Source organism: Neisseria sp. P0014.S009, from assembly GCF_051958155.1.
GTDB lineage: Bacteria > Pseudomonadota > Gammaproteobacteria > Burkholderiales > Neisseriaceae > Neisseria > Neisseria flavescens_C.
Window position 1 is genome coordinate 112,583 of the sequence record NZ_JBQCVS010000005.1, and the last position, 20,676, is coordinate 133,258.

Below are 20,676 nucleotides of genomic sequence, written 5' to 3' on the forward strand. Positions count from 1 at the left end.
TTAGTCCTCTCGAATCAGCTCTTGCCCGATTTTGGATTGGGCATGGATTTGGTTGCCGTGTACTTCAACGATTTCCAGCAGACGGCCTTTGTCCAAGAGGGCGGCACGGTCGCACAGGCGGCGGATAACGCTCATTTCGTGGGTAACGATGACGATGGTTACGTTGAAACGTCGGTTGATGTCTTCCAAACACTTCAAAACGCTGCGCGTAGTGGCAGGGTCGAGGGCGGAAGTAGGTTCGTCGGCGAGGATGACTTGAGGTTGCGGCGCCAGCGCGCGGGCAATGCCGACACGTTGTTTTTGACCGCCGGAAAGTTGGGACGGGTAATGGTTGGCACGGTCTTGCAAATCAACGATTTCCAAACATTCTTCAACACGCGCTTGGATTTTTTTAGACGGCCATTTGGCAATTTCTAAAGGAAAGGCGACGTTTTCGGCAACGGTACGGTTGCTCAATAGGTTGAACTGTTGGAACACCATGCCGATGTTTTGTCTGGCGTGGCGCAGTTGCGTGGCGTTGAGCGCGGTCAGCTCTTGGCCGCATACGCTGACGGTACCTGTATCCGGACGTTCCAATAAGTTAATCAGGCGCAGCAGGGTGGATTTGCCTGCGCCGGAATAGCCCATCAGGCCGAAGATTTCTCCCTGTTTGATTTCGAGGCTGGTCGGCTCGACGGCGACAAAGTCTTTGTTGTCGCGTGTTTGATAGTGTTTGGAGACGTGATCCAGAATAATCATGGTTTATCCGTGTTTTCTTTAATTCGTGTGGCCATCAGGGTGTGCAGACGGCGGTTGTCGGCGCGCGCGACGGTAAATTGCAGGCTGCCGATGATGACTTTTTCGCCTCGTACGGGCAGATGTCCAAACTCTTGAATGACCAGGCCGCCGATGGTGTCGGCTTCTTCGCTGCTGTATTCCGTACCGAAAAAGGCGTTGATGTCTTCGATTTCGGTTGCGGCGTGGATGCGCCAGCGTTCGGAAGAAACGGCATGGATATTGTCGGCGCTGTCGTCTTCGTCAAATTCGTCTTCGATGTCACCGACGATTTGCTCGATGATGTCTTCAAAGGTTACCAGGCCGGATGTGCCGCCGTATTCGTCGATGACAATCGCCATGTGGTTGCGTTGTTCGCGGAACTCTTTTAAAAGGGAGGCCAGTGATTTGCCCTCGGGGACGAAAACGGCAGGGCGCAAGACGGATTTCAGGTGGAACTGCTCGGGGTTGAACATATATTTGAGCAGGTCTTTGGCGTGCAAAATACCCAAGACTTCGTCTTTGTCTTCACCAATGACAGGGAAACGCGAATGGGCGGTTTCGATGACGTAGGCCGTGATGCGCTCGATGCTGTCGTTCTCTTTCAATACGTTCATGCGGCTGCGCGTAATCATGGCGTCGCGCACTTCCAGCTCGGCAAAGTCCAATACTTTTTCCAGCCGGGTCAGTGTGTCGGCGTCAAAAACTTCCTGCTCGTGCGCTTGGCGCAGCAGGGTCAATACGTCTTCGGCGGAGTCGGGCTCGCCGGCAAGTCGGGAGATCAGGCGTTCGAAAAACTTTGGTTTCGACTGCGTACCGTCCATTTTAATATTCGTCCTCTTGGTAGGGGTTGGGGAAGCCTGCCGCCAGCATTAGGCGGATTTCTTCGGCTTCCATTATTTCGGCTTCATCGTCTTCGATGTGGTCGTAGCCCATCAGGTGTAAAGTACCGTGTATGGTCAGGTGGGCAAAATGCTGTTCGGGTGTTTTGCCTTGTTCGGCGGCTTCTTTCAAAACCACTTGTGGGCAAATTACCAAATCGCCATACAGGCCGTCTGAAAACTGGTCGGGCAGGATTTCACCTTCGTTGAGCGCGAAACTCAATACATTGGTGGCGTAATCTTTGCCTCGGTAGTCGCGGTTGTAAGCGCGGGCCTCTTCTTCGTCGAGAAGAATCAGGCTGATGTCGGCGCGGCGGTATTCGTTTTTCAAGGCAGACCACGCCCAGCGGTAGAAGTCGTTCTCTGAAGGAAGGTTGGCGGCGGAAGAAGCGTTTTCAAAGTTCAGATGAAAACGTTGCCGCTGTAAGGATAAAAAAGGATATTGTTTGGCGCGTTTCATGTTGTCCGGAAAATTTAGTTTTTAGGCGTAAATATAACATATTCACCCCCATGCCGTCTGAAAAACCGCCCAAAATATGATAGACTTCATGCCGTTTTCCATCTTTCAGGCAACCATTATGAACCCGAAAAAACTCGTTATCGCCAGTCGCGAAAGCCTGCTTGCCATGTGGCAGGCAAAACATATCCAAGGCCGTCTGAAAGCCCTGTATCCCGATTGCGAAGTCGAGATTTTGGGCATGACCACGCGCGGCGACCAGATTTTGGACAGAACTTTGTCAAAAGTCGGTGGTAAAGGCTTGTTTGTCAAAGAGTTGGAACAGGCTTTGTATGATGGTCGAGCCGACTTGGCCGTGCATTCGATTAAAGACGTGCCGATGGATTTGCCTGAAGGTTTCGCGCTTGCGGCCATCGGCGAACGCGCCAATCCGTTTGATGCGTTTGTGTCCAACCAATACGCGCGTTTGGAAGAAATACCCAAAGGTGCCGTTGTAGGCACATCCAGCCTGCGCCGCGAAGCCCAGTTGCGTGCGCGCTATCCGCATTTGGTTATCAAACCTTTGCGCGGCAATGTGCAAACCCGTTTGTCCAAACTCGATAATGGCGAGTACGACGCGATTATCTTGGCCGCCGCCGGTTTGCAGCGTTTGGAATTGGACGAACGCATTCGCATGATTTTGTCGGAATCCGACAGTCTGCCTGCCGCCGGACAAGGTGCATTGGGTATTGAAATTGCAGCGCATCGCGAAGATTTGTACGAAGTCTTAAAGCCGTTGAACCACGATACCACACACGCCTGCGTTACGGCAGAACGCGCGTTGGCGCGCGCTTTGGGCGGAAGTTGCCAAGTGCCGCTGGCCGCATATTGCACTGAAGAAAATGGCTTGCTGACCTTGCGCGGCTTGGTCGGTCATCCTGACGGTTCGGTTATTTTGCAGGCAGACGCGCAAGCCCCTGCCGAATACGCCGATGCTTTGGGTCGTGCTGTCGCCAAAAAACTGGCGGATGATGGTGCGGAAGAATTGATTGCTGCCGTATTGCAAGAACAGGCTTAAAACAGCATAGATAATTTTAAAAGGCCGTCTGAAACTTTCAGACGGCCTTTATTTTGTTGATGCTTAAGGATTCATAATCCGCGCAACCAAAGCTTTTTCTTTGCCCTGCATATTGGGGATTTTGACCTGAATGCCGTTGCCGGGTGCAACATCGACAGGCTGACCTTTGCGGGTCATTTGTTCCAATTTGATGGTTTGGTTGCCGCTCGGGTGGATGATTTCGAGTGAGTCGCCGATGGCAAAGCGGTTTTTGACTTCGATTGTTGCCCAGCCGTTTTCATCAATTTCGGTAACGTGGCCGACATATTGGCTTTGTTTGGCGATGGAGTGGCCAGTCAGGTAGTTTTGGTAATCCTGAGTTTGGTGGCGCTCGAGGAAGCCGCTGGTGTAGCCGCGGTTGGCAAGGCCTTCGAGTTCGCTCAACAGGCTGTAATCAAACGGACGGCCTGCAACGGCATCGTCAATCGCTTTTCGGTAGGACTGGGCCACGCGTGCAACATAATAAAGCGACTTGGTGCGGCCTTCGACTTTGAGGCTGTCCACGCCGATTTTGGCCAGTTTCTCAACCACTTCAATGCCGCGAAGGTCTTTGGAGTTCATGATGTAGGTGCCGTGTTCGTCTTCCATAATCGGCATCATTTCGCCCGGACGGTTGGACTCTTCAATCAGGAAAACTTTGTCGGCGTAGGGATGGCGTTTTTGACCGTTGATGCCTTCAAAGTTTTGGTTGGCTTCTTCTTGGGCTTTTTCAAAGTTGAAACCTTGCAGAAGTTGGGCATCGCCTGCATCGCTTTCAGTGGCGTTGTGAACCTTGTAATCCCAACGGCAGGAGTTGGTGCAGGTGCCTTGGTTAGGGTCGCGGTGGTTGAAATAGCCGGAGAGCAGGCAGCGGCCGGAGTAGGCGATGCACAATGCGCCGTGAATGAAGACTTCGAGTTCGATGTCGGGGCATTCTTGGCGGATTTCAGCGATTTCTTCCATGCTCAATTCGCGCGACAGGATGATGCGTTCGACGCCGATGTTCTGCCAGAATTTTACGCCCCAGTAGTTGGTGGTATTTGCCTGAACAGACAGGTGAATCGGCATTTCCGGCCATTTTTCGCGCACGGTCATGATTAAACCCGGATCCGCCATAATCAGCGCGTCGGGCTTCATGGCAATCAAGGGCTCCATATCGGAAACAAAGGTTTTGAGTTTGGAGTTGTGCGGCAGCGTATTGACGGTCAGGAAGAATTTTTTGTTGCGCTCGTGCGCTTCTTTAATGCCTTGCTCGAGAACGTCGAGTTTGGCAAATTCGTTGTTGCGGGCGCGCAGGGAGTAACGCGGGCTGCCAGCGTAAACGGCATCTGCGCCGTAATCGTAGGCGGCGCGCATACGTTCGAGGCCGCCTGCAGGCAATAAGAGTTCGGGTGCTTTCATGTTTTATGCTTTTTAAAATGTTTTCAGACGGCCCTCAAGGGAAGAGGGAAGGCCGTCTGAAAGATGTTTGAAGAATGGGCGGATTATCCGCTGTTTTTGTGTTTCGGTCAATTTTGTCTCGGGTTTGCGCTTTGTTTTTTATACGGAAAATGTCCTATATGGGCAAAGATGAAAAGGGGTGTCAATTCATTAGAAATGTAAAAAAAGCAGGGTTGGGCGGAATAATTTAACAAAAAACCGTTCAAGCAATGTATTTTCTTGTAAAATATCAAGCTTCATTTTAAAAAATATTCGGATTAGTTACCGATTTTGACCGACGGAAGGTTTATGGATTTTCGTTTTGACATTATTTATGAATACCGCTGGATGTTTTTTTACGGCGCATTGACGACGCTGGGACTGACGGTGGTTGCAACGGCAGGCGGTTCGGTTTTGGGGTTGCTGTTGGCATTGGCGCGGATGATTTATCTGGAAAAGGCGGGTGCGCCGATGCGTGCCTTGGCTTGGGTTTTGCGTAAGTTTTCGCTGCTTTATGTAACGCTGTTCCGCGGTACGCCGCTGTTTGTGCAGATTGTGATTTGGGCTTACGTCTGGTTCCCGTTTTTCGTCCATCCTACCGACGGTTTGCTGATGAACGGCAACGAGGCGAAGGTCTTTCGAAATTCTTATGGCGCACTGGTTGCCGGTTCGCTTGCCTTGATCGCCAACTCCGGCGCGTATATCTGCGAGATTTTTCGAGCTGGCATCCAGTCTATCGATCGCGGTCAGATGGAAGCGGCGCGTTCGCTGGGTTTGAGTTATTCGCAGGCGATGCGTTATGTGATTCTTCCTCAGGCTTTACGTCGTATGCTGCCGCCACTTGCGAGCGAATTTGTTACGCTCTTGAAAGACAGCTCGCTTTTGTCCGTTATCGCTGTGGCGGAGCTGACTTATGTGCAAAAAACGATTAGCGGACGCTATTACATTTATGAAGAACCACTTTATACTATTGCGCTAATTTATCTCTTGATGACAACTTTCTTGGGCTGGGTATTCCTGCGATTGGAAAGCCGTTACAATCCGCAACACCGCTAATCGGTTTGAATCAAAAAAAGGAAGACTTTTTCAAGTCTTCCTTTTTTATTTGCCGTCAATGTTTCAGACGGCCTTGAATCAGAATGCTTCGCCGACTTTGACACCGCCTGCGATGTCTTTGGGCGTTGCCAGTTTGGCAGTTGCCTGTTGGGCGGCTTGGAATGCTTCGGTTGCCATGATGTCGGCAGCTTCTTGTACGGTTAATGTGTTGGCCATGTATTGCCAACGTGCTGCCAAATCGGCGTTTTCCGGCGCATGGAAACCGTCTCGCAATTCATCTACCAAGTCAGGACGGTTGCACACCAGCACAATATCGCAGCCTGCTTCAAAAGAAAGGCGGGCGCGTTCTTTAATACCTCCGACACCGCATGCGCCTTCCATGGTTAGGTCGTCTGAAAAGATAACGCCGTTAAATCCGATTTCTTGGCGCAGGATTTGTTTCAGCCATTTTTCGGAGAAGCCGGCAGGTTGGCTGTCGGTTTGAGGATAGACGACGTGGGCAGGCATGACTGCGGCCATGCCTGCTTGGCTCAGTGCGCGGAAGGGGATAAGGTCGGCGGCTTCGAGCGCTTCGCGGCTGCGTTCGTCGCAAGGCAGGACGTGATGGCTGTCGCCTTCGACAAAGCCGTGGCCGGGGAAGTGTTTGCCGCAAGATTTCATGCCGCCTTTGTTCAGGCCTTTTTGCAGGGCAAGGGCAAGCTGGGTAACGATGTTGGCGTCGCGGTGGAAACTGCGGTTGCCGATGACGGCGCATTGACCCCAGTCCAAATCCAATACAGGCGTAAAGGATAGGTCGATACCGCAGGCGGAGAGTTCGGTTGCTAAAACCCAGCCGACTTGTTCTGCTTGGGCGCAGGCGGCTTCTTGGCCTTCGTTATCCCAAATTTCGCCCAATACGTTCATGGCCGGCAGGCGGGTGAAGCCGTCAATAAAACGTTGAACCCGTCCGCCTTCGTGGTCGACGGCGATGATAAGTTCAGGTGTACGGACGGCTTTGATTTCTTGAACCAAAGCTTTGAGCTGGGAAACGTTTTCAAAGTTGCGGCGGAACAAAATAACGCCACCGACGGCAGGGTCGAGCAGGCGTTGTTTTTCTTCTTCGGTCAGATGATAGGCAGCGACGTCGGCCATGACTGGGCCGCGTGGAAGATGAGGCGTATTCATTGTTTTGTCCTGAATAATGTATATATTGGATAATCGTTATGTTCAGACGGCCTGAGAGTGTAGGAATATCTCAGGCCGTCTGAATATTGGTTTTGAATTAGGCAGTTGCTTTTTTCTTGTCTTTTAAGATCAGAATCAACACAACCATCACGATGCCGGTTACCACAAAACCTAAAGGTGCAGAGCCGGTCATGCCCAGTGCGAGGTAGCCTGTGGCAGCAGACGCGGCTACGGTCAGCGCGTAAGGGAATTGCGAAGTAACGTGGTCGATGTGGTTACAGTGTGCGCCGGTAGAAGAGAGGATGGTGGTATCGGAAATTGGCGAGCAGTGGTCGCCAAATACGGCGCCGGCCATTACGGCAGACATGCAAGGGATAATCAGCGAAGGTTCGACTTTGACGGCCATGGCGGCGGCAATCGGCAACATGATGCCGAATGTGCCCCAGCTTGTGCCGGTAGCGAAGGCCATCACGCCTGCGAGCATAAACAAAATCACGGGTAGGAAGCCTGCGTGGATATTGCCTGCCACCAAAGTGGAGAGGTATTCGCCGGTGTGCATCTCGCTGACAACGGTGCTGATGATCCATGCCAAAATCAAGATGGTAATGGCGCCGCGCATAGAGATGATGCCCTGCCAAATGGCTTTAGGGTAGTCGCTGGTTTTAATGGTGCCGATGGTGCAGAGGATGACGGCCAATACGCCACAAGTGCCGCCGAACACGAGGGAAGTGTTCACATCGGTATTTTCAAACGCGCTGAGTAAAGAGAAGGTTTCAGAAGCTTGTGCTCCAGTGTAAATCATGGCGGAAACAGTGGTGACGATCAGCACCAAAACCGGAACAATCAGTGCGAATACGCGGCCGTTGGGATGGCCTGTTTCAACGGTTTCATCATGAATTTCATTCAAAGCGGCGCGTTCCAAACGGGCCATAGAGCCGATGTCGAAGGAGAACCAAGCCACGACAAACACCATAATCAACGCGAAGACGGCGTAGTAATTCATCAGGCTCATGGCCACGAATGCGCCCATTGGTGTGTAGTCTGTGATGTTATAAGTCACCAAAAGGCCTGCCAAAGTAGCAATAATCGATGCGCCCCAGCTGGATACCGGCATCAAAACGCACATCGGCGCGGCAGTGGAGTCAAGGATATAAGCCAGTTTGGCGCGGGAAACTTTGAATTTGTCGGTTACAGGGCGGGCAATCGCACCGACGGCAAGGCTGTGGAAATAGTCGTCAATAAAGGTAACGAATACCAAACAGGCAGTCAGCAGTTTTGCACCGCGACGGCCTTTGATGTGCTGTTTTGCCCAATCGGCAAATGCTTGGTTGCTGCCGGAATGAGTCAGCAGGGAAGTGAAAATCCCCAAAAGCACCAAAAAGAGCAGGATTTTGGGTTTGCCCAAAGACCAATCACCGTCCGCCCAAGTCAGGCTGACAGCCATGTCTTTTAAGTGAACCAAGGCATCAAGTGGATTACCGCCTACCAGCAGGAATGAGCCGACGATAATGCCTACACCCAGGGACAGCAATACACGGCGCGTGGCAATGGCCAAGGCGAGCGCAATGGCTGCCGGGACGATGGATAAAATAGAATTTGAATAATTAATAAGTTGCATAATTATATTGTATATAAGCGGTGAAATATTTTCAGACGGCCTAAACTGGAAGACGGATAACAAAATACCCACCGCCTCTGACAGATGGGTATTTTATCATCTAACACATCATCATGCCGTCTGAAAAATCGGACTACTGCAGATTTAGTGCGAGGAACAAAGTATTGCCTTCGCGTTGTACCAAAAGCGGTACGTTTTTGCCTGCGCTTTCCAAGGCACTTCGGAAAGTGGATTCGTCATTGACGCTGATTTGGCTGACGGCAATAATTTCGTCGCCGCGTTTGAGGCCGGCACGTTCAGCCGCACCGCTAACGCGCAGAACGATTAAGCGTTGTTTGCCGTCTGCGTTTTCAACCTGCAAAGTCAGGCCTGCGTTTTCAACGGTAAATCCGTCATGGCCGCCATCGTGTTGCGGGTGTTCAGCCTCTTTTGCAGAAGTTTCCGTTTGTTCGGCTGCGCTGCCAAGTTTGACTTTGACATCGGTTTGTTTGCCGCCACGCCAAATGCTCAAAGTCACTTCTTTACCCGGCATCATCGAGCCGACCATGACCGGCAAATCGCTGGAGGCGCGGACTTCTTCTCCGTTTACGCTGCGGACAATATCGCCGACTTGCAAACCGGCTTGTTGTGCCGCGCTGTTTGGCATGATTTTGGCAATCAGTGCGCCGCTTGCTTTGTCCAAACCGAAAGATTTGGCCAAATCATAAGAAACTTCTTGAATAACCACGCCTAATTGACCGCGTTGGACTTTGCCGTTGGCTTTCAATTGATCGGCCACATTCATGGCAACATCAATCGGAATGGCAAACGAAATGCCCATGAAACCGCCGCTGCGGCTGTAAATTTGCGAGTTGATGCCGACTACTTGGCCGCGGAGGTTGAATAACGGGCCGCCTGAGTTGCCGGGGTTGATGGCAACGTCGGTTTGTATGAACGGCGTGTAGTTTTCATTCGGCAGGCTGCGGCCTTTGGCGGAGACGATGCCTGAAGTTACGCTGTTGTCAAAGCCGAATGGCGCGCCGATGGCGGCTACCCATTCGCCCGGTTTTAAATCTTTCGGATTGCCGATTTTGACAACCGGCAAGTCTTCTTGCGGCTCGATTTTTAAGAGGGCAACGTCGGATTGGGCGTCTGAGCCGACCAGTTTGGCCGTGTATTCGCGTTTGTCGTTGAGTAGGACTTTGATATTGCCCATGCCGGCAACCACGTGGGTATTGGTCAGGATATAGCCGTCTTTGCTGATGATGAAGCCGGAACCGAAATTCAAATCGTCGCTTTCGGTATCTTCTTGCGGCATGTCGGGCATATTGGGAACAAGGCGTTTGAAGAACTCGTAAAACGGATCGTTGTCGGGAAATTGGCTCAGGTCCATGCTATGGTCGTCATCCGGTGTCGCGGTGCGTTTTGCCGGTGTCGCTTGAATATTGACGACGGCCTGCCCTTCGTTTTGCACCAGTTGGGCGAAGTCGGGCAGCAACATGCCGACTTTTCCGTCATCGGTATTGGTTTCAATACGTTGAACGAGTTCTTTGTTTTCGTCTTTGTCGAAAAAGGTGCTGACTTTGTCGCAACCTGAAAGAAGGGAAGCTGAGAGGACAGCAAGGGCCAGATATGTGTTTGTTTTAATATGCACGAAAGTTCCTTTTGCCGGTGCCTATCGTATTGTCGGCATACGTTTGAATCGGCAGGCAGTTTTATTGTTTGAATGCTGTTTAAATGTATAAGGTAGGATTTTTACATTTTAACGGTTTTTTTTCAAGCATTTCATTTTAAATGAAAAAATGATAATTGGGATTTTATTCTTTTAAGGCCGTCTGAAAGCTTTGGAATATGACCTGTCGGTCGGTTCGCTTTTTTCAGACGGCCTTTAAATTGTGGTCAGTCGTGTTGATCCAAATGGTAGATTTGCGCCACGGCATCGATTAATTCGCTGTTGTCCGATCCGGCTTTATTGAGCGTGCGTGTCGGAGAGTGGAGCAGTTTGTTGGTTAACTGAATGGAGAGGCGTTCGAGGACATCCTCGGCGGATACGCCTTTTGCCAGTTGCTTCATGGCATTTTCCAATACTTGGCGGCGCGCGCGTTCGCCTTCGTCGCGTAAGGCGCGGATAAGCGGAACGCTTTGGCGGTTTTTCTGCAGGCGGATAAATTCGCTGACTTTTTCTTCCACCATGCTTTCAGCCGCTGCCGCTGCCTTTTTGCGCGCGTCTTTACCGCTTTGGACAATGTCCATCATGTCGTCTACGGTATAGAGATATGCGTCTTCCAATTCGCCGACTTCGGCTTCGATATCGCGCGGAACGGCCAAATCCAGCAGGAAAACAGGCATGTTGTGGCGTTTTTTCAATGCGCGTTCGACCATGCCTTTGCCGACGAGGGGCAGTTGGCTGGCGGTGGAAGAAACAACCACGTCGTAATCGTGCAAAATATCGGGCAATTCATTCAGCAGGCAGGCTTCGGCGTTGACACCGAGTTTGTCGCACAATTCCTGCGCACGCTGGTGTGTACGGTTGGCAACGGTAATGAGCTTGGGATTTTTAGCGGCAAAATAAGTGGCCACCAGTTCAATCATTTCGCCTGCGCCGATAAAGAGGACGTTTAGATCGGAAATGGAAGGGAAGATTTGCTCTGCCATTTTGACCGATGCAGAAGCCATAGAGACGGAGTTTTCGCCGACAGCAGTATCGGTACGCACTTCTTTGGCAACGGCAAAGGTTTTTTGAAACAGGGCGTTTAAGTGGGTGTTGATGCTTTCCTGTTCTTGCGCAACGCGGACGGCATCTTTGATTTGACCGAGAATTTGCGGTTCGCCCAAGACCATGGAGTCCAAACCGCAGGCGACGCGGAAGGCGTGGCGGACGGTTTCATTGTTATCCAAGGTATAGAGGTAAGGGCGGATTTCTTCGACAGGCAGGTTGTGATATTGCGCCAACCAGTCGATGATTTTTTCGGTTTCACCGACGCAGTAAAGCTCGGTGCGGTTGCAGGTAGAAAGAATGACTGCTTCTTCCGCCGCCTCACTACGCGCGAGGTTGGACACGGCATCCGGCAGATTTGCAGCTGCAAATGCCAGTTTTTCGCGTATGCTCAAGGGCGCGGTTTGGTGATTGAGTCCGACGACGGTAAGTTGCATGGTTATGGTATGACTGGGTAGTGTGTGTGGTGGGTATTATAGCTTAAGTGGGCTTTAAAATGAATGTGTTGGGGGGAATAAGATGCAATGAGGTTTGCCATCGAAAAGGCCGTCTGAAAAGATTCAGACGGCCTTTTTATCAAGAAAGGCTTAAACGGCTTCTGCTTCTTCTGCCAAGAAACCGCGCAATTTTTGCATGGCTTTGGCTTCGATTTGGCGGATGCGTTCGGCAGATACGCCGTATTCGGCAGCCAATTCGTGCAGGGTTAAACCGCCATCGTCTTGCAACCAGCGGCTTTCAACGATACGGCGGCTGCGGTCGTCCAGTTGCGCCAAGGCGTTTTGCAGGCCTTCGGTTTGCAGGGTATAGTGGGCTTGTTTGGATAACTGATGGCTAGGCTCTGCATCGTGATCGGCCAACCAGTCGATAGGAGCGAAGTTGTCCTCGTCATCGTTGTTTTCTGCCATGATGCCGATGTCGTGACCGGTCATGCGTTGTTCCATTTCCAAGACTTCGGACAATTTGACGCCCAAATCGTCGGCGATTTCTTGCGCTTCTTTTGGAGACAAGGCATTCAGGTTTTTACGCATGCTGCGCAGATTGAAGAACAGTTTGCGTTGCGGTTTGGTGGTGGCGACGCGGACCAAACGCCAGTTGCGCAAAATGAATTCGTGGATTTCGGCTTTAATCCAATGCACGGCAAACGAAAACAGGCGCGCGCCGCGGCTTGGTTCGTAGCGTTTGACGGCTTTCATCAGGCCGATATTGCCTTCTTGAATCAGGTCGGCTTGGTTGAGGCCGTAGCCGTCGTAGCCGCGTGCAATGGATACGACGACGCGAAGATGGGACAGAATAAGCTGTTTGGCGGCGTTGAGATCGCCTTTTTGTTGACGTTCGGCCAGTTGTGTTTCTTCTTCGGCGGTAAGCATGGGAATGCTGTTGACAGTATGAATGTATTGCTCGAGGCTACCGTTGCCGCTGTGGATAACGGGTAATGCAAAAGCTTTATCCATAAAGGATGCTCTCCTTGATTAGGCCGTCTGAAAACGGCTTTTTGTTTATTTGTGTGACAAGCAGTATAACACTGCCTGCGGTTTGTTTTGTTATGGGTTGGATTTTTTCTGTAAATTAACGATAGATTCAATAGTTTTTACTGCTTGAATTGCAAGGGTTGATTGTCTTAGAAAATTTGAGTGATTTGCTAGGTTTTGGCTAAGTATATTACAAACATTTCTGTATGTAAATAGTTTTGGTGATAAAAAAGACCTTGTATAACAAGGTCTTAAAAATTTTTTATTCTGGTTTTTTCCGGCCAATCAGGATAAGGAATACGCCGATAACGGCCAAAATGCTGATAAGCCATGTTGAGCCGCCTGCTTTCATATAAGGCGTTTCGCCGATATAGCCTTTAACGTGGCCTTCGAGGACGGTTTCTGTATCCGGTTGGGCTTCGGCAACAATCGTACCTTTAGGGGAAATAATGGCGGTCGCGCCGGTATTGGTGGCGCGAACCATGTAGCGGCCCAGTTCCATTGCACGCGCTTGGGACTGTTGAAGCTGCTGGTACATGGCATTGGACTTGCCATACCACGCCATATTGCTGATGTTGGCAAGCAAGGTGGAGCGTTTCGCCGTTGCAATGAGTTCGTCGCCGAAACCGTCTTCATAGCAGATATTGAAGGCGACTTTTTGATCTTTCATCACCAAAGGCGCTTGGTTGTCGCCGCCTTTTTGAAAGTCGGCCAAAGGCATATCCATCATTTTATAGAGGCGCTCGGTAATGGTGGGCAAGGGCTTGTATTCGCCAAATGGAACGAGGTGGTTCTTGGCGTAGTAGGGGATGGTATCGGAAGTGCTGTTGTGATAGTCGCTCAAATTGATGACTGCATTTTCGTAGCCGTTGCCGTCGGGCGTATATTGGCTGATACCGATGGCCAACGCGCTGCCGTTGCTTTGCGCTTGCTCGGCGAATTGTTCCAAGATGCCTTCGGGCAGGTCTTGGCGCATCAGTGGCAGGGCGGTCTCGGGCAGGATGACGATGTCAGCACTGGTTTTGCTGATTTGTTCGTAGTATTTCTGAATGGTTGGGATGATTTGCTCTTCTTTCCATTTCAGATTTTGCTCGATATTGCCTTGAATCAGGGCAACCGTGCTGGTGCTGCCGTCAGGGCGGGTGTATTCGGTTTGTTGGGAAATGTAGCCGACGGAGCAGAGTGCAACGATAAGGAATAAGGGCAGGAGGCGGTGTTTCAGACGGCCGTGGTTGTCAATCAGCAACACCAGCCATGCGCTGAGAAAAGCGGTTGCCAGCGTGACCATATGAATGCCGCCCAAAGGCGCGAAGCCTGCCAACGGGCTGTCTTTGATGATTTGGGAATAGCCGATTGCACCCCAGCCGAATCCAGTCAGGAAACGTTCGCGGGCAAATTCTGCCAGCGTCCACAAAATCGGCAGCAGGAGGCCGGTTTTGGCCCAGCGCGACAGGTTGCATTTTCTCCACACCCAAAAACAGATGGCCGGATAAAGCGCAAGAAATGCCGGCAGCAGGAAGGTGAGGGGGATGGCGTATGAATCCGGCAAACCCGAAACATCATGCAAGGCAGTGTGTATCCAATAAAACTGCGCCGTATAACCGATTAATCCGAACAGATAGGCAGTCATGACGGCAAAGCGTGGACGCAATTCAATCAGGCGTATCAGCGCGCCAAACAACAGCGGCATCAGCCAGAAATGATAATACGGGGCGAAAGTGAACGGTGTCGCGGCGGCAATCAAGATGACCAGCGGCCAGTAAAGCAGCGGATGTTGCCAATATTGTTCGAGTTTACGGAAAATATTCATGCTTTAAATGGTATTGAGGCCGTCTGAAAAGTTTTCAGACGGCAGGGAAACAAAATCAGTCTTTTTGAAACAATTTCATTGCAGGCAGGACGATTGCGCAAGCCAATGCACCGGCGGCTACTCCGACCACCAAGTTGGCGATATGTTCCATCATGCCGCTGTCCCAATGCTGTGCGTGGAGGAAATCGTGCAAAAAGCCAAGGTTGTGGGTGATCAGTCCGCCGCCAACCAAGAACATCGCCAGCGTGCCGACAATGCTCAAGCCACGCATAAACCAAGGCATAAATGAAATCAAACTGCGTCCGATACCTTGCACAGCAACGCTTTTTTGGCGCATCAACATCATGCCGAGGTCGTCAAGTTTGACGATAATGCCGACCAAACCATAGACCAATGCCGTCATGCCGACACCGATGGCGGCCATAACCAAAGAACGCGTCATCAGGTCATATTTTTCAACAACGCCCAGCGCGATAATAATAATTTCGGCGGAGAGGATGAAATCTGTGCGGACCGCGCCTTTCACTTTTGTTTTTTCGTCTGTGACTTCAGGCTCGGCATCGTGTCCGTCTTCGTGTTCATTGCGGTGCAAGAATTTGTGCAACAGTTTTTCCACGCCTTCAAAACACAAATAAACACCGCCGATCATCAACAAGGGCGTAATCAGCGCTGGCAGGAAAGCGGAAAGCAACAGTGCAAGCGGCACCAGAATCAGCTTATTGACCAGAGAGCCTTTTGCCACCGCCCAAATAATCGGCAATTCGCGCTCGGCGGATACGCCGGTTACCTGATTGGCGTTGAGCGCCAAATCGTCACCGACCACGCCGGCGGTTTTTTTTGCGGCGACTTTGGTCATCATCGCTACGTCGTCCAAAACGGCGGTAATGTCGTCCAAAAGCGTAAAGAGAGAGGCGAAGGCCATAATGTTGTCCGGATAAAATCAAATAAACGCGCGATTATATATGAAAATTCAGTTGCTTGAATGGTTTCAGACGGCCTTTGACGGAAATTAACCAAAGGCCGTCTGAAAATGCTATTTCGGCGTATAACGTCCAGCCATGGCTTTATACACCATATTTTCGTATTTTAAAGCCTCATAGCGTTGGTTCAGCAGGTTTTGAGCCGAGCTGTATTCTGAATTCAAAGCCTCCAGCCAGTCTTTCAACTCGTTTTTACCGTGTTGGTAGCGTACTTGATAGTAATGGCTGTTTTTCTTGTCCAACCGATAACGCTGTTCTTGATTGGCAAGGCTGGCCTGCGCGTTTTTGTAGGCAAGGTAGTTGGTATTGACTTCATTGAGCGCGGTGGTCAGGGCTTTTTCAAAATTCAGCTTGGCACTGTCCATCTCCGCTTGTACGGTTTTGTCTTTCCATTTCATGGTCTGCCAATTAAGGAAAGGCAGATTGATGGTGGCCGAGCCACCCAACATGGGGATATTGAACGTACTTTTCGCTTTATCGGAAGACGTACTCAAACTTGCGCCCAAAGTAATCGACGGATACCAACTGCGTTTTTGCGCGTTGATCGATTGTTGCGACGCTTGCAGGCGGTATTCGGCGGCGCGCAGGTCGGGGCGGTTGGCCAAAACGGTAATCGGTACGTCCAAGTTCACGCCTTTGACAGGCAACAGGCGGAATTGTGCCGGATCGGCAGCCATGTTTTCAGACGGCCTTAAATTCAATAAATTACGCAAAACCTGTTTTTGCGTATCCAAATTGTTTTGCAAAGACAACAGGCTGTTTTCCGCACTCAGCAATGACTGTTTGGCTTGGGTCGGTTGGCTTGAGTCGGCCCGGCCGTAGCGGAACTTGGCATTCGCAATGCGGTTGATTTCCTGATATTGCTTTAACGATTTTTGCGCTAATTCAATCGCTTCGTTCAGATAGGCGATATTGAAATACGCATCGGCGACATTATTAATCAAAGTTAGGCGTGTATTGGCCATGTCTTCATGCGTGGCTTGGTATTCCCATACCTGCGCATCGGCAGTGGCACTGAGTTTGCGCCACAAATCCAATTCGTAGCTCAAACCAAGCTGGCTGCTGAAGGTATTGCCGTGGCTGCCAGTTTTCAGGTTTTTAGAAGCGTTTGCGCCCAACGAGCCGCTGAATGAAGGCACCAAATCCGCACCCAAAATATTGGCTTGATACAAAGCTTTGTTGACGCTGATGGCCGCCTGTTTCAAATCGACATTATTCGCCAACGCCTGCTCCATCAGCGCGTTGAGCTGCTGGCTTTGGTAGATTTCCCACCAGTTGCCGTTGACATCGTAGCGTTCGGCGGTTTCCGCTGCACTCATCACCTGCCCTATCGATTCGAGCGTGAGGTTTGGGTCGGCGCTGTGGACGGCGCACGCGCTTAAGGCTAGGGCGAACGACAGGGATAATGCCGTCTGAAAAAAAGGTTTTTTCTGCATATCGTATCTTTCGGTTTAAATTTTCAGACGACCTGAAAGGTAGCGGGGTCGTCTGAACAATCTCATCAGCTGCGTTTATTTATCGGCTAAAAACGCTTTTCGCTGTTCCGTAAAATGCCACCACGGCTTTGGTTCGTTCCCCTGCATAAAATCAACCAGCGACAGAAAAATGTCGATCATGCAGGGATCGTGTCGGGTTGCGGTCAGGCTGCACAGGCGGTCGTACATTTCATAAGCGTCCTGCCCCGCCAAATCCTGCGGCTGCGTGATGCCGAGCAAAGCCAAATCCTCCGCCACAGCTTTGCCGATATTGGGCAGGTCGGTCAATGTATTCAGCTTGCTTCGTCGTACTTTGTCGGGACTCATGTTTTACCCTTTGGTTTGAAGGTCGTCTGAAAACCTGAAAGCGGATGTATCAACTTGTTTTCGCAGGCAAAGCCCGCGCTACTTCCTATATTCTTTCAACAACTTAACATTATTACATGCCAAGCGTTTCATGATAAAATAGATTCCCAAGTAACAATCAACCATATTAATGGAGATAATATGACCAATCAATCTAAGACACCATCACCCGAACGCATCAGAGATTCGATTCCGCCGCGCCCCACTCCAGTAGATGTGCAACCACCAGGAGGAGGAACAAAAAAATAAGGAGTTTTTATGGTTACTGCCGATCAAGATTTGTCATTCAAAATTGCCTATGCACTGTATTACCACCGTTTAGGCAGTCGCCTGTATGGTCGACTTGATAAACTCATCTCATTTTCACTACTAATCTGTGCCATGGGGGTTGTGTCGACAGCAGTCAATCCTTTTCTTTTAGGTCTGTTTGTTACCTTTTTGACTGCATGGCAGCTTGTCTATTCACCTGCTGTAAAAGCAACTTCGGCTCAAAGCCAGGAAAAACGCTATGCCGAACTTTTGGAAAATTTCCCACTACTGACAGAGGATGAGGTTCGTAAGCGTCTAATAGATTTACGTCAATATGATGAGGATTTACCAGGTTGTTTGGAAATGCCCGCTTTTAATGCCGCAAGCCAAAAACTGGGATCGAAAACTAAATATTGTCTATCGCTTTTCCAGTGCCTTGCTGCTTATTTTTGTGGTTATCCCAGTTAATTTCCTCTTACCGTTTGAAGGATTTCAGACGGTTTTTGTTTATCTATCATACCCTACTTTTTTCAGACGACCTCTTCCCATTCAAAAAGGTCGTCTGAAATCATGAAATCCTGACCACGACGCCGCAATGCTGTTCGGCGGCGGCTTGGTAGAACGTGGCAAGTTCTTGAAACCGCTGCGCCAATTCTGCGCGGGTTTCGGCGAAGGCTTTTTCGTCGCTCCAAATATCGGGGTAGATTTGGCTGTTTTGGAAATCTGCGGCGGTTTTGCCGTCAAGCAGCGTGGCGAAGTCGGTTTGCTTCAGGGCTTTAGCCACTTCGGCGGTTTCGGTATCGCCAATCCAGCCGATGTGTTCGCCTGCTTCTTCGTCCTGCCTCAAAATGTTGCCAATCATGGCTTTACTCAACGGGTTTGCCGCGTCGGCATCGTCCGAGCCTTTGCTGGTCAGAACGAAATGCAGCGCGTCCCAAAGTTTGCCTGCGCTGCATTCGGCTACGGCGGCAGGCGTGCCGGCGGAGGCTTTAATTTGTTCGATGCCGCTTTGCGGATGGGCTGTGTATGTTGTTGCGTAAACGTCCATAGGTTTCCTTGTATTGAAGGCTTGAGATGCCTGTTTCGGGAGGGGTCGTCTGAAATATGTTGCGGGTTCGGACGACACTCGGGCTGTTTTCGCAATGTATTGTGTGAACTGTGTGTTCTGTATCTCGTCGGGCAGCCAGACCCGACTTTTGCTTTTTCAGACGACCTTTTGGGTTTGGAGGTCGTCTGAAACTTTAATCCTTAGACAAGGCATCAATCGGATTGAGCTTGGAAGCCTTGTTGGCAGGCATAAAGCCGAACGCGACGCCGATGGCGGTGGAGCAGACAACTGCGCCGATGACGGAAGCCATGGAAATGCTCATCGGGAAATCGGTAACAAAATAGTTGAACACCAGGCTGATGCCTGCGGACAACAATACGCCCGAAAGGCCGCCGATGATACAGATTAAGACGGCTTCAATCAGGAATTGTTGCAAAATATTGTTGCGGCGTGCGCCGATTGCCATGCGGACGCCGATTTCTTTGGTGCGCTCGGTAACGGAGACCAGCATGATGTTCATCACGCCGATACCGCCGACCACCAAAGAGATGACCGCAATGGAAGAAATCAGCAGCGTCATGGTGCCGGTCGTGCTTTCAACCATTTCTTTGATGCTGTCGCTGTTGTTCATAAAGAAATCTTCTGTGCCGTGGCGTGCTTTCAGCAGCTCGGTCAGGCTTTTTTCGGCAACTTGCGTGTTGGCATCGTCTTTGATTTTGACAACGATGGAGTTGGTATAGCTTTCGCCGGTAATTTGGTGCATGACCGTTGTATACGGCGACCAAAGCATCAGCGAGTCGGAATTGCCGAACGAGTTGTCATCCTTTTTCATAATGCCGATGACGGTTAGCGGGCGTTTTTTGAAAAGGATGGTTTTACCTAAAGGATTGACACCTTCGCCGAAGAGTTTGGTTTTGGTGTTTTGGTCGATGACGACGACTTGGGCATCGGTTTTTACATCGTCATCATCAAACAGACGGCCTTCTTCCAATTTCAAACCGCGCACGTCGAAATATTGTTCGCCTACGCCGTAAAGCGAGGCGGTCAGGTCGGTGTTGCGGTAGGTTAAGGTGCCGCTGGAGTTGGTTTGAGGGGTGGCGGAGGCGACGTAACTTTGTTGGCTGATGGCTTTTGCGTCATTAATCGTCAGTGTCTTAATCCGTCCGCTGCGGCGGTCGCCAAAACCACGGCCAGGGAAGATACTGATGGTGTTTGTGCCCATCGAGTTGATATCTTCCAAGATTTTTTGTTGAGAACCATTACCCAAGGCCACTACCGATACCACCGAAGCGATACCGATGATAATCCCCAGCATGGTCAGCAGCGAACGCATTTTGTGCGCCATAATCGCCTGTACCGACATTTTGAATGCTTCCATAAATTGATCGTAATAAAACGACCAGGAAGCTTTTTCTTTAATCCTCTCCACTTTGCTTGGCGGGATATCGGGATTTTTAGACGTGTCGGAAATAATCTGACCGTCGCGAATTTCGATGACGCGGTTTGCGTTTGCCGCAATGCCCGGATCGTGGGTAACCATAATCACGGTATGCCCGTCTTCGTGCAGCTTGTGGATGATTTCCATCACGTTTTTACCGCTGGCGGTATCCAATGCACCGGTCGGTTCGTCGGCAAAGATGATTTCGCCGCCGTTCATCAACGCGCGGGCAATCGAAACGCGTTGTTGCTGACCGCCCGAAAGCTCGCTGGGTTTGTTGCCTTCTTTATTTTGCAAACCCAAATCGCCCAATAATTTTTCCGCACGTTCCGCGCGCTCTTTGCTGTCCATGCCCATATACACGGCAGGCAGGGCGACGTTGTCCCGGGCGGTCAGCGAGCTTAACAGGTTGTAACGCTGGAAAATAAAGCCGAAACGCTCACGGCGCAAAGCCGCCAGCTCATCCGGCTGCATTTGCGATGTTTCGATGCCGTCGATTTGATAAGAGCCGGAAGTGGCGGTATCCAGACAGCCTAAGATATTCATTAGCGTCGATTTACCCGAGCCGGACTGGCCGATAATCGCCACAAAGTCGCCTTTCTCAATAGAAAGGCTGACATCTTTCAATACGTGCACACGGTTTTCACCGCTACCGAAAAAACGGTTGATATTCTTACATTCGATTAAACTCATAATCTTTCCGGGCGAAAAATAGAAATACAG

The 20,676-nt window shown here is 50.5% G+C and carries 18 protein-coding genes; 3 read left to right on the forward strand and 15 right to left on the reverse strand.

Going from position 1 to position 20,676, the window contains the following annotated elements; all coding sequences use genetic code 11:
- Genes ACTHS4_RS05740 through ybeY form a run of 3 tightly spaced genes read right to left on the reverse strand, consistent with a single transcriptional unit; the run spans position 1 to position 2,094 of the window.
- The gene (locus tag ACTHS4_RS05740) at positions 1-738 is read right to left on the reverse strand and encodes a methionine ABC transporter ATP-binding protein (protein ID WP_049322796.1); all 738 of its coding nucleotides are present in this window, start codon (positions 736-738) and stop codon (positions 1-3) included.
- Complete coding sequence (locus ACTHS4_RS05745; RefSeq protein WP_070826621.1) at positions 735-1,577, reverse strand: HlyC/CorC family transporter; 843 nt, start codon at positions 1,575-1,577, stop codon at positions 735-737. The genes ACTHS4_RS05740 and ACTHS4_RS05745 overlap by 4 nt, the downstream gene beginning before the upstream one ends.
- A gap of 1 nt (position 1,578) precedes the next feature.
- Positions 1,579-2,094, reverse strand: a complete 516-nt coding sequence (ybeY, locus tag ACTHS4_RS05750) for an rRNA maturation RNase YbeY (RefSeq protein WP_070826620.1) — start codon at positions 2,092-2,094, stop codon at positions 1,579-1,581.
- A 118-nt stretch (positions 2,095-2,212) separates the two neighbouring features.
- Here ybeY and hemC point away from each other — a divergent pair, with 118 nt between their 5' ends.
- Entirely contained in the window at positions 2,213-3,148 is a 936-nt protein-coding gene (hemC, locus tag ACTHS4_RS05755) for a hydroxymethylbilane synthase (protein ID WP_141761485.1), read from the forward strand.
- Positions 3,149-3,211: 63 nt separating this feature from the next.
- On the opposite strand, the gene trhP is transcribed toward hemC, so the two are convergent.
- Complete coding sequence (trhP, locus tag ACTHS4_RS05760) at positions 3,212-4,567, reverse strand: prephenate-dependent tRNA uridine(34) hydroxylase TrhP (protein WP_003679384.1); 1,356 nt, start codon at positions 4,565-4,567, stop codon at positions 3,212-3,214.
- Between the two features lie 327 nt (positions 4,568-4,894).
- Between trhP and ACTHS4_RS05765 the strand changes: the two genes are divergently transcribed.
- A complete protein-coding gene (locus ACTHS4_RS05765) occupies positions 4,895-5,641 on the forward strand; it encodes an amino acid ABC transporter permease (protein WP_070826618.1) in 747 nt (248 codons plus the stop codon).
- A 78-nt stretch (positions 5,642-5,719) separates the two neighbouring features.
- Here the strand turns inward: ACTHS4_RS05765 and nagZ are convergent, their stop codons facing one another.
- From nagZ to ACTHS4_RS05810, 9 genes are all read right to left on the reverse strand, one after another.
- Positions 5,720-6,805: a beta-N-acetylhexosaminidase gene (gene nagZ / locus ACTHS4_RS05770; RefSeq protein WP_070826617.1), complete on the reverse strand. Its 1,086-nt coding sequence runs from the start codon at positions 6,803-6,805 to the stop codon at positions 5,720-5,722.
- A gap of 97 nt (positions 6,806-6,902) precedes the next feature.
- Positions 6,903-8,423, reverse strand: coding sequence for a Na+/H+ antiporter NhaC family protein (locus tag ACTHS4_RS05775; protein ID WP_070826616.1), 1,521 nt, complete (start codon positions 8,421-8,423; stop codon positions 6,903-6,905).
- Between the two features lie 133 nt (positions 8,424-8,556).
- Entirely contained in the window at positions 8,557-10,056 is a 1,500-nt protein-coding gene (locus ACTHS4_RS05780) for a DegQ family serine endoprotease (RefSeq protein WP_070826615.1), read from the reverse strand.
- Positions 10,057-10,301: 245 nt separating this feature from the next.
- A complete protein-coding gene (gene hemA, locus ACTHS4_RS05785; RefSeq protein WP_070646293.1) occupies positions 10,302-11,555 on the reverse strand; it encodes a glutamyl-tRNA reductase in 1,254 nt (417 codons plus the stop codon).
- A gap of 150 nt (positions 11,556-11,705) precedes the next feature.
- Positions 11,706-12,569, reverse strand: coding sequence for an RNA polymerase sigma factor RpoH (rpoH, locus tag ACTHS4_RS05790; RefSeq protein ID WP_070826614.1), 864 nt, complete (start codon positions 12,567-12,569; stop codon positions 11,706-11,708).
- A gap of 280 nt (positions 12,570-12,849) precedes the next feature.
- Positions 12,850-14,397, reverse strand: a complete 1,548-nt coding sequence (gene lnt / locus ACTHS4_RS05795; RefSeq protein WP_004519692.1) for an apolipoprotein N-acyltransferase — start codon at positions 14,395-14,397, stop codon at positions 12,850-12,852.
- A gap of 55 nt (positions 14,398-14,452) precedes the next feature.
- Positions 14,453-15,319 (reverse strand): DUF808 domain-containing protein, encoded by an 867-nt coding sequence (locus ACTHS4_RS05800; RefSeq protein ID WP_049344865.1) that lies wholly within the window; start codon positions 15,317-15,319, stop codon positions 14,453-14,455.
- A 111-nt stretch (positions 15,320-15,430) separates the two neighbouring features.
- Positions 15,431-16,813 (reverse strand): efflux transporter outer membrane subunit, encoded by a 1,383-nt coding sequence (locus ACTHS4_RS05805; protein ID WP_070826611.1) that lies wholly within the window; start codon positions 16,811-16,813, stop codon positions 15,431-15,433.
- A gap of 75 nt (positions 16,814-16,888) precedes the next feature.
- Positions 16,889-17,179, reverse strand: coding sequence for a helix-hairpin-helix domain-containing protein (locus tag ACTHS4_RS05810; RefSeq protein WP_070826610.1), 291 nt, complete (start codon positions 17,177-17,179; stop codon positions 16,889-16,891).
- Positions 17,180-17,476: 297 nt separating this feature from the next.
- On the opposite strand from ACTHS4_RS05810, the gene ACTHS4_RS05815 reads away from it, so the two are divergent.
- Positions 17,477-17,935, forward strand: coding sequence for a hypothetical protein (locus ACTHS4_RS05815; protein ID WP_371460288.1), 459 nt, complete (start codon positions 17,477-17,479; stop codon positions 17,933-17,935).
- Between the two features lie 100 nt (positions 17,936-18,035).
- Here the strand turns inward: ACTHS4_RS05815 and ACTHS4_RS05820 are convergent, their stop codons facing one another.
- Both ACTHS4_RS05820 and ACTHS4_RS05825 read right to left on the reverse strand, forming a co-directional pair.
- Positions 18,036-18,515, reverse strand: coding sequence for a DUF1877 family protein (locus ACTHS4_RS05820; protein ID WP_371460287.1), 480 nt, complete (start codon positions 18,513-18,515; stop codon positions 18,036-18,038).
- A 193-nt stretch (positions 18,516-18,708) separates the two neighbouring features.
- Positions 18,709-20,646, reverse strand: coding sequence for a MacB family efflux pump subunit (locus ACTHS4_RS05825; RefSeq protein WP_070825717.1), 1,938 nt, complete (start codon positions 20,644-20,646; stop codon positions 18,709-18,711).
- Positions 20,647-20,676: the final 30 nt, after the last annotated feature.

Bases quoted from the DNA above. Each gene is read 5' to 3' on its own strand.
- ACTHS4_RS05805 (WP_070826611.1), bottom strand. From the start codon at position 16,813: ATGCAGAAAAAACCTTTTTTTCAGACGGCATTATCCCTGTCGTTCGCC.
- ACTHS4_RS05740 (WP_049322796.1), bottom strand. From the start codon at position 738: ATGATTATTCTGGATCACGTCTCCAAACACTATCAAACACGCGACAAC.
- nagZ (WP_070826617.1), bottom strand. From the start codon at position 6,805: ATGAATACGCCTCATCTTCCACGCGGCCCAGTCATGGCCGACGTCGCT.
- hemA (WP_070646293.1), bottom strand. From the start codon at position 11,555: ATGCAACTTACCGTCGTCGGACTCAATCACCAAACCGCGCCCTTGAGC.
- lnt (WP_004519692.1), bottom strand. From the start codon at position 14,397: ATGAATATTTTCCGTAAACTCGAACAATATTGGCAACATCCGCTGCTT.
- ACTHS4_RS05775 (WP_070826616.1), bottom strand. From the start codon at position 8,423: ATGCAACTTATTAATTATTCAAATTCTATTTTATCCATCGTCCCGGCA.
- ACTHS4_RS05820 (WP_371460287.1), bottom strand. From the start codon at position 18,515: ATGGACGTTTACGCAACAACATACACAGCCCATCCGCAAAGCGGCATC.
- rpoH (WP_070826614.1), bottom strand. From the start codon at position 12,569: ATGGATAAAGCTTTTGCATTACCCGTTATCCACAGCGGCAACGGTAGC.
- ACTHS4_RS05815 (WP_371460288.1), top strand. From the start codon at position 17,477: ATGGTTACTGCCGATCAAGATTTGTCATTCAAAATTGCCTATGCACTG.
- ACTHS4_RS05810 (WP_070826610.1), bottom strand. From the start codon at position 17,179: ATGAGTCCCGACAAAGTACGACGAAGCAAGCTGAATACATTGACCGAC.
- ACTHS4_RS05745 (WP_070826621.1), bottom strand. From the start codon at position 1,577: ATGGACGGTACGCAGTCGAAACCAAAGTTTTTCGAACGCCTGATCTCC.
- ybeY (WP_070826620.1), bottom strand. From the start codon at position 2,094: ATGAAACGCGCCAAACAATATCCTTTTTTATCCTTACAGCGGCAACGT.
- hemC (WP_141761485.1), top strand. From the start codon at position 2,213: ATGAACCCGAAAAAACTCGTTATCGCCAGTCGCGAAAGCCTGCTTGCC.
- ACTHS4_RS05800 (WP_049344865.1), bottom strand. From the start codon at position 15,319: ATGGCCTTCGCCTCTCTCTTTACGCTTTTGGACGACATTACCGCCGTT.
- ACTHS4_RS05825 (WP_070825717.1), bottom strand. From the start codon at position 20,646: ATGAGTTTAATCGAATGTAAGAATATCAACCGTTTTTTCGGTAGCGGT.
- ACTHS4_RS05765 (WP_070826618.1), top strand. From the start codon at position 4,895: ATGGATTTTCGTTTTGACATTATTTATGAATACCGCTGGATGTTTTTT.
- trhP (WP_003679384.1), bottom strand. From the start codon at position 4,567: ATGAAAGCACCCGAACTCTTATTGCCTGCAGGCGGCCTCGAACGTATG.